The organism is Traorella sp. mt218 (genome assembly GCF_055420025.1).
Genome location: NZ_JBVAYM010000040.1, coordinates 1 through 8,650, shown reverse-complemented (window position 1 = coordinate 8,650; position 8,650 = coordinate 1). Strand labels below are relative to the sequence as shown.

The following is an 8,650-nucleotide window of genomic DNA, read 5'->3' as shown; positions in this document are numbered from 1 at the left end:
GGCAAAAGGAATAACAAAAGGTATCGAGGAAACGACACTGAAATTTATAGGATTTATTCAAAACATGATGAAGAATAATGATATGAGTGCAGAAGAAGTATTTGATATGATGCAGATTCCAGCAAAGGAACGGGAAGAATATCTCACATATCTCAATCATGCTTCAAAGTAAAAACAAAGCATCAGATTTGATGCTTTGTTTTTATTATCACTTAGATTTTGTCAGCTTTATTGAAATGCCTTATGATCAGAAAAGAAACAAGGACAGATACGATAAAAGCTGTGATGATGATCAGAAGAAGCACTCCTGTATCCTGATAGCGGCCAAAAAATACAAGAATGCTTTCAAACAAGCATAAGTCGCTGAAAACGATCATTGCTTTTTCTTTCCATGAAGAAAGCGGCTTTTCGCTCAAATAAGCCACGGATAATATGCTTATGACAAGACATAAACCACAAACAAGCTGAATGATGCCCTGCCTTCTATCACGATACTCAATTAACAGCGTGTAGCCGTTATATAAGAAATAAGCACAAAGAAAGAACAACAAAAGCCATAAAATCAAAAAAGCCAACTTTTTTTTATTCATGATACCACCTCTATATTTCCTGCACGAATTCAAAATGAATGCCATCATAAGAAAGATACAGACCTCTGACCAGTTGTCCGTCTTTTTTATAGTCACCCTCTTTTTGAGAAGCAATTGCATAGATCACATCATGATCCTGATACATTTCCACGACAAGATCAAAAGGATCATAGCCGATGTCTTCGATCGTTGATGTCGCAGGCGGAAGCGTGACAGCCTCATAATCACCACCATGGTTTGTTGTACGATAAAGAACATTGGCATTGGCAAAATAGCCGATTTCATCACTCAGCCAAAAGACACAGCTGATATTTTCATCAAACGCTTCATTCATGGATACCGATTCCCATGTTTCAAAATCAGCACTGCGATACGTTCCATAATAATCATCGCCCATCAAATGATCCAATGCCATCGTCAAATAACAGTAATGATCTGTTTTCGATAAATAAGCCTTGCCTTTATAATTTGAACTGCAAATATTGCTTTCCTGCCATGTTTCTCCCTGATCAAGACTGTAAATTAACTTCACAGCCAATGAATTACGACCAATAAAAGCAGTAAATTCAGGTGTAATAATATAACTTTCATCATCAAGATATTCATCTGTCTCACTATGTATCGCATCCCAGCAGACCTGTTCATAACCGTTTGGCACTTCTTTGAATGTTTCACCATGATCATAGGTCACATATAAATTTGAATCCTGAATCGCATATGCCCAGTCCGCATCTTTCATCACATACGGAATCTTAGGTACATCTTGAAAAACAGAGTGCTGTATCTGATACTGAACCGGTGACATCGCATTGGTAATTTCCCACATATGATCCTCATTTTGCCACACTAAAACAATTTCAAAATCATATTCATAACGTTCGCTGCTTTGAATCAGATTAAGATTATCAATCACTGAAAGATTACGAGAGGATGTATAGATCGTCCCATTGACCTGTACGCTTTGTTCATCCAATACTTCGATACGATCCAGTTCAGCCTTCTGGATCCTGTAATCATAAGGAACATGGACACCTCTAAGCTGATTAAAATATTCATAAAACCATTTTTCACTTATTTCACTTAGATTTGATTTAGTCGTTTTGATCTGATAACCGACGATTTCCATAAAATTAAAAGACCGCCACATGACCTCTTCCGTTACACCGATCGCAAAGATCGCAAACATCAGGCATATCAAAGCAAGACCCACTCTTTTCATTTACCTATCTCCTTTCACCCAAAATGCAATTATACCGGCATTTCACATCAAAAAGCTTCAGTAATCTTCTCTATTCCCTGTATATAGATATCCTTGAGCTGATGTTGTTGGACATCGCTCATCATCACGCTTGGATCTTTCTGCGATTCAACGGTACTTTCATGCATGAGCATGACCTTGCCCTCTTTGATAAAGAAAACACTGGGGGCATATAATCGCTTGACCGTGTCATCATTTAAGCCTTCGTAAATATTCAGACTATCATATAAAGCATCATAGATCAGCTGATAATCCTCACTTTTTTCTTTCATGACTTCAATCATGCCTTCTTCATTTAATACAAGCTCATCCCGGATGCCTTTGATATCATAATAATAAATCTCACTCACTTCTTTTTCCCGGGCCGCTTCGATCAGGACCGGTAAAACATTGCGGCACCACGGACATTCATCAAAGCCAAAATAAATGATGCCGTCATTTTTGATCACTTCCAAAAGCTGTTCGATATCTGCATATACCATCGGATGATCCGCCTCTATGACAACATTCACATAATCTATGCCACTGTCATTTTCTTTGCCATTCAACGATTCATACTCTTCTTTAAAGCGTAAAGCCTCTTGTTTCACTGAAGAGTCATTGCAAGCTGACACAAGCAATACGATCAGTAAAACACATATGAGTTTATTCATAATCGTTCTCCTTTACGCAAGTATATCTTTTCTAACTACCATTTGCAACTCACTTATTTTTCAAAGGCCTTCAGTGTTCTCAGACCTTTTGGATATTTATTTTTTATCTGATTGCCATCCCCTTTTCCAAAACCTAAAGGAACACGTTTATAGGCACAGCATACATAGCCTTTTTCTTGATGGGCAAAAACATTCCCGCTTAAAAATAATTGGGCTTCAGCTTGTGTCATATCAATGATATGATGATAATGCGGCATCAAAAGTGAAGACATATAGAAATGCTGATGTGGTTCTAAACGATTTTTTACGATTTCACCGATTAAGATTCCTTGCCGAAGAATATTCATCTCCGCCTCTAAGAACATCTCTTTTCTGGCATAAACCTTATTATTAATTTCAATCAGATTTAAAGAAAGATCACTTTGATCCTTTATAAATTCAATTGCTGAAGGATGTATCCTTCTTGTTTTCTTATATTTCAGAAAAACAGCCTTTGCTTCTCCTCGTTTTCGCATCTTCGCAAAGAAATGCCCTTCTCCGCCATCCATCGGATAGATACGGCGCACCTTCGAAACATCAAGATCCTTATAAGGAATACCTTTTCGTTTGACATGATCACCGCCATCAAGCAGCTCCATTTCCGGATGCCGTTTTAAAAATTCATAGATGACCGCTTCATTTTCCTCAATGGCATAGGTACAGGTCGAATAGACCAATATCCCATTTGTCTTGAGGCATGTAACCGCCTCATCCAAGATACGCAGCTGTCGTTTCTGACAGGCCAGATTATTTTCTACGCTCCATTCCACAGAGGCCAGCTCATGCTTTTTCATCATGCCTTCACCACTGCATGGTGCATCGACCAAGACCTTATCAAAGACACCTTGAAACTGAGGGGCGAGCCTTTCTAAAGATGAGCAGGTGATCATATTCTCTCCTACTCCGCATCTTTCCATGTTGGACATAAGGATATTGGCACGTTTAGGGTCAATTTCATTGCTTAAAAGAAAGCCGGTATTGTTCAAGGCACAAGCGATCTGATGACTTTTGCCTCCCGGAGCCGCACAAGCGTCTAAGACCCAATCTCCCTCTTGAATATCCAAAGCTTTCACGACACTGGCTGCACTGGGTTCCTGAAGATAATATAGTCCTGCCAAATGCGTCCAATGACTTCCTGCTTTAACGCTGCCATCAAACAAATAACAATTCTCTCCAAATGAAGAAGGCGTCAGTTTATAAGGAAAATTTTCCTCTACGAAGGAAGGACGACATTTCATCGTATTGACGCTGAGTCCCTTATACATTTCTTTATCTAAGGTAGCTAAAAATTCTTCATATTCATCCTGTAAATATTCTTTCATTCTTTCTAAATAATTTGTTTTCATGCATGTATTGTAACATATTTTGAAAAATGTGCTACAATGAGTTCGGAGGTAAACATGAAAATATATCCAATCTATCACAGTGGCTTCATGGTTGAGCTTGAACATCATATCTTATTATTTGATTATTATATGAAAGACCTGCCAATCATCCAAAGTGACAAGCCTTTGTATGTGTTTGTTTCTCACAAGCATCAGGATCATTACAATCCGGAAGTCTTTGAGAAAACGAAGGGCTTTAAAAAACGCACCTTCATCTTTGCCAGTGAGATCAAAAAAACACCTCTCCCTGTCATTCATATGCATCATGATGAAACGCTCAAGGTTGATGATATGACAGTAACTACGCTGCTTTCTACTGACAGCGGGGTTGCCTTTATCATCGAAACAGAAGATAAAACTATCTATCATGCCGGTGATCTTCATCTGTGGTTATGGGAGGATGACAGTGAAAAAGAAGCTAAGATGATGCGAGGCAGCTTTATGGCTGAGATGAAAAAGATCAAAGGCCGTCATTTTGACTTGGCTTTTCTCGTATTAGATCCACGTCAAAGCGATGAGCTAGCTTGTGAAGGTCTTGAGATCTTTAATGCATGGACAGATACTTCGGTCATTTTCCCAATGCATTTCTCATCAGATCCTGCACACATGGAAAAGCTGTTGTTAAAAGTAAAAAACAGCGAGAATATTGTCAATACAGAAAGGGTGAAAGAATATGAATTTTAAAATGATCCATGAAAATTATAACGTATCGAATCTGGAAGCATCATTGAAATTTTATGAAGAAGCTTTGGGACTAAAGGAAGTCAGAAGAAAAGAAACTGAAGCCTTTACGATCGTTTATGTGAAAAATGAGCAAAGTGATTTTGAACTAGAACTGACACAGCTTCATGATCATCCGCAACGCTATGATCTGGGTGAATGTGAATTTCATTTAGCTTTTGAATGTGATGATTATGAAAAAGCATATGAAAAGCATAAAGGAATGGGCTGTATATGTTTTGAAAATCCATCTATGGGCATTTATTTTATTGAAGATCCGGATGGTTATTGGTTAGAAATCGTTCCAAGGAGGTAATTTTATGTTAGAAGTGAATACAAAAGCCATTGATTTTACATTGCCGGATGAAAACGGCAATCCCGTTTCTCTTTCTTCTTTTAAAGGAAAGAAAGTCGTCGTATATTTTTATCCGAAGGATAATACTCCGGGCTGTACGAAACAGGCCTGTGCATTTAAAAGCGCTTATGATGATTTTAAGAAGCTGGATGTCGTTGTGATCGGTATCAGCAAGGATACATCCAAATCTCATCTTAACTTTAAGAAGAAATATGAGCTTCCTTTCATTCTGCTTTCCGATGTCGATCACAAGGTGATCGAAGCTTATGATGTATGGAAGGAAAAAAAGCTGTATGGAAAAACATATATGGGAATTATGCGCTCTACCTATGTCATTGATGAAGAGGGCGTGATCATTAAAACCTTTGAGAAAGCAAGTCCGGAAAATAATGCCAAGGAGATTCTGGAATATCTTCATCAAAACTGATAAAGAAAAAGTGTCATGTCCATGATTGGAATGACACTTTTTCTTTATCTTAAAAACAGATGTAACAGTTTTTCATATAAACCTTTTCGATATGGCTGATAACGCATCGGAAGATCCATCCATGTTTTTTTATCTACGATGCTTTTCGTATGTGAGAAAGCATCAAAGCCAATCTTACCGTGATATGCCCCCATACCACTTTCACCGACACCGCCAAAGCCCATCTCACTGGTCGCTAAATGAATGATCACATCATTGATACAGCCACCGCCATAGCGACAGCGCTCACTCAGCTTTTGGATCACAGCTTTATCTTCTGAAAAGATATAGAAAGCCAACGGTTTCGGTTTATCTGCGAGCAAATGGATCACTTCATCTATCGTATGAAAGGTCAATATTGGCAAAATGGGACCAAAGATCTCTTCCTGCATGACGGCATCATCCCAAGTGACTCCATCCATTACGCTAGGAGAAATCTTTTGGGTATGGGGATCGGATTCATCGCCAATTACCAGCTTATTTTGATCGATCAAACCTAAAAGACGTTCAAAATGCTTTTGATTGACAATTTTTCCATAATCTTTATTTTCTAATGGCCGCTCACCGAATTGCTTTTTGATCTGTAAGCGGATTTCTTTGATCAGTGAATCCTTTACACTTTCATGACAAAGGATATAATCCGGTGCTACGCAGGTTTGACCACAGTTTAAATATTTTCCAAAGACGATCCTTTTAGCCGCTAATTTTATTTTAGCGGTTTTATCAACGATACAAGGACTCTTACCTCCCAGTTCCAATACTGCCGGTGTCAGATATTCGGCAGCATGACGCAATACCTCTTTACCCACATTCTGACTTCCCGTAAAAAAGATAAAGTCAAACTTCTTTTCTAAAAGGGCGGCATTTTCCTTTCTTCCACCGGTTACCACTGCGACATATTCACCAGGGAAGCATTCTTTTATCATTTTATCAATCAGGGCACTGGTTGCCGGTGAATAAGCACTTGGCTTCACAATCGCCGTATTGCCTGCCGCAATCGCATCTGCCAGCGGATCGATCGTTAAAAGCAAGGGATAGTTCCATGGACTCATGATCAGCGTATTTCCATAAGGAGATGCTTGTTTATAGCTGACGGATGCAAACTGTGCAAGAGGTGTGTGTACATGATGTTTACGTGCAAATTTTCTGACATGAGAGATCATATAACTGATTTCACTGAGTACCAGACCCGTTTCACACATATAGCTTTCATATTCACTTTTTCCTAAATCTGCTTTTAATGCCTGAGCAATTTCTTTTTCATATTTATGAATGACATTTCTTAGCTTTTTCAACATTTCGATACGAAAATCAATTGAAAGAGTCTTTTCGCTTTGAAAATAAAGACGTTGTTTTTCTAATATTTCATCAATATTCATGTCTACCTCCATCACATAACCATATAATAAAACTTTTCTAATTCCTTTGCATCCATCAGCTTAGGTACCGGATACAATGGATTGGCTTCCTTGGCCGCATGTTTTGCCATCAATGGTATATCCTTTTCTTGGATTCCCTCGAAATGAGCAGGTATCTTCATCCTCTGATTTAATTTTTCAATGGCATCAATAAACTTATTGGCTCCTTGCTCATGAGTATCATTTTTGGTCGCTACACCGGCTGCCACACCACAGTCATGTAATTTCTTATAGGCACATGCCCCATATTCCTTTAATACATAAGGCATTAAAACAGCATTCGCAAGACCGTGAGGGATATTATACTGACCCCCTAATGAATGAGCCACAGCATGAATATAACCCACATATGATTTTGAAAAAGCAATACCGGCAATATATGATGCATGCAGCATATTTTTTCGGGCTTCATCGTCATCACCCTTTGTATAAGCTTTTTCAATATTTTCAAAAATCAAACGTATTGCTTCAAGTGAATATTTTCGTGTTTCCTTGCTCGTAGAATTACCGATATAGGCTTCAACCGCATGGGTCAGGGCATCCATTCCCGTTGTAGCGGTCAATTGCGGCGGCAAGGTATAAGTAACCTTTGGATCCAAAATCGCATAGCCGGGAATCAGCGTAAAACTATTCATCGTATATTTATATTTTTTCTCACTGTCTGTGATCACTGCCGTGATCGTTACTTCACTCCCTGTTCCTGCCGTAGTCGGAATGGCAATGAGTGGTGGGATCTTTTTTAAAACACGTAAAAGACCCTTTAACTGATCCAAAGATTTCTTTGGATAAGCAATACGGGCACCTACACCTTTGGCACAATCCATCGAGGAACCTCCGCCAAAAGCAATCAAAGCCTCACAGTTTTCTTGCAAATAAAGCTTACGGGCTTCTTCTACATTCCAAACCGTCGGATTGGCACATGTCTTGTCATACACAACACAATGAATGTCATGGTCATGTAATATCTTTTCTAATGGCTTGCGATTTTCTTTCAATGCAGCGTCACTGACAAGCAATACAGAATGTACATTGATCTTCTTTAAAAGGTCTGGTATTTCTGTGATACTTGAATATAATTCAGGCTCGCGATACGGCAATATCGGCAATGCCAGATGAAAAACAGCTTGATAAATACGGCAAAAAGCTTTTGTTAATGGATTCATTCCGGAAGTCCCTCCTTATTCAGCTTACGAAGATTTGAAGCAATCTGTTCCAAGGCTTCATACAATACTTTTCTTTGTTCATCAGTTAAATCCTTACCTGCAATATCAACAGCTAAAGAAGCCCGCTGCGATACAAATAAAGCCGCCTTTCTTCCTTCCTCAGTCAGCTTAAAGACCCCTTTATAAAGATTCTGATGAACCCCTTCTTTCTTCACCAGACCTTTTTTTTCAAGCAAGGTCATCATTCGGGATACATCTGCCTTATCCTTTACGCAATATTCACAAATCTGCGTTGCCGTAATACCGTCAGGATAACGCAGCATCGTTAAAAGATATATCGAATGAGCACCCTTTAACCCATATTTTTTCATTTCTTCTGCTGTCAGCTTATGCCAATAGCGCAATATCTCAAATAACAACAAAGAAAAACGCTCAAAACGATTAACCATAGTTTTCTCCTTTACCATTGATAATTCAACTGTTGTATTGTAAGTCCAACTTGTTGATTTGTCAACATTACATGAATTCAAAGATTAAATGTTCTTCGATAGTTACACGATAAAACATGAAATGTCCTCTTATCCAATGTAAACAACATTTACA

10 protein-coding genes are annotated in these 8,650 nt (G+C 38.5%); 3 read left to right on the top strand and 7 right to left on the bottom strand.

The genetic code is table 11. The features are described from left to right. Positions 1–212 precede the first annotated feature (212 nt). Genes ACZYT3_RS12405 through ACZYT3_RS12390 form a run of 4 tightly spaced genes read right to left on the bottom strand, consistent with a single transcriptional unit; the run spans position 213 to position 3,886 of the window. Positions 213–590: a hypothetical protein gene (locus ACZYT3_RS12405; protein WP_464088872.1), complete on the bottom strand. Its 378-nt coding sequence runs from the start codon at positions 588–590 to the stop codon at positions 213–215. A 10-nt stretch (positions 591–600) separates the two neighbouring features. Then, complete coding sequence (locus tag ACZYT3_RS12400) at positions 601–1,809, bottom strand: hypothetical protein (protein WP_464088871.1); 1,209 nt, start codon at positions 1,807–1,809, stop codon at positions 601–603. A gap of 47 nt (positions 1,810–1,856) precedes the next feature. Continuing rightward, positions 1,857–2,501: a hypothetical protein gene (locus tag ACZYT3_RS12395; RefSeq protein ID WP_464088870.1), complete on the bottom strand. Its 645-nt coding sequence runs from the start codon at positions 2,499–2,501 to the stop codon at positions 1,857–1,859. 53 nt (positions 2,502–2,554) lie between these two features. Further along, on the bottom strand, positions 2,555–3,886 hold the full coding sequence (locus tag ACZYT3_RS12390; RefSeq protein WP_464088869.1) for a methyltransferase RsmF C-terminal domain-like protein: 1,332 nt from the start codon (positions 3,884–3,886) through the stop codon (positions 2,555–2,557). Positions 3,887–3,940: 54 nt separating this feature from the next. Between ACZYT3_RS12390 and ACZYT3_RS12385 the strand changes: the two genes are divergently transcribed. Genes ACZYT3_RS12385 through bcp form a run of 3 tightly spaced genes read left to right on the top strand, consistent with a single transcriptional unit; the run spans position 3,941 to position 5,427 of the window. Beyond that, positions 3,941–4,609, top strand: coding sequence for an MBL fold metallo-hydrolase (locus tag ACZYT3_RS12385; protein WP_464088868.1), 669 nt, complete (start codon positions 3,941–3,943; stop codon positions 4,607–4,609). Next, the gene (locus ACZYT3_RS12380) at positions 4,599–4,961 is read left to right on the top strand and encodes a VOC family protein (protein WP_464088867.1); all 363 of its coding nucleotides are present in this window, start codon (positions 4,599–4,601) and stop codon (positions 4,959–4,961) included. The genes ACZYT3_RS12385 and ACZYT3_RS12380 overlap by 11 nt, the downstream gene beginning before the upstream one ends. Positions 4,962–4,965: 4 nt before the next feature. Next, positions 4,966–5,427: a thioredoxin-dependent thiol peroxidase gene (gene bcp / locus ACZYT3_RS12375; protein WP_294560899.1), complete on the top strand. Its 462-nt coding sequence runs from the start codon at positions 4,966–4,968 to the stop codon at positions 5,425–5,427. Positions 5,428–5,471: 44 nt separating this feature from the next. Here bcp and ACZYT3_RS12370 read toward each other — a convergent pair whose 3' ends face one another. The 3 genes from ACZYT3_RS12370 to ACZYT3_RS12360 are packed head-to-tail and all read right to left on the bottom strand — an operon-like array spanning position 5,472 to position 8,496. Then, positions 5,472–6,845, bottom strand: a complete 1,374-nt coding sequence (locus tag ACZYT3_RS12370; protein ID WP_464088866.1) for an aldehyde dehydrogenase — start codon at positions 6,843–6,845, stop codon at positions 5,472–5,474. Between the two features lie 11 nt (positions 6,846–6,856). Next, on the bottom strand, positions 6,857–8,047 hold the full coding sequence (locus tag ACZYT3_RS12365; RefSeq protein ID WP_464088865.1) for an iron-containing alcohol dehydrogenase: 1,191 nt from the start codon (positions 8,045–8,047) through the stop codon (positions 6,857–6,859). Then, on the bottom strand, positions 8,044–8,496 hold the full coding sequence (locus ACZYT3_RS12360) for a MarR family winged helix-turn-helix transcriptional regulator (protein ID WP_464088864.1): 453 nt from the start codon (positions 8,494–8,496) through the stop codon (positions 8,044–8,046). The genes ACZYT3_RS12365 and ACZYT3_RS12360 overlap by 4 nt, the downstream gene beginning before the upstream one ends. Between the last annotated feature and the right edge of the window lie 154 nt (positions 8,497–8,650).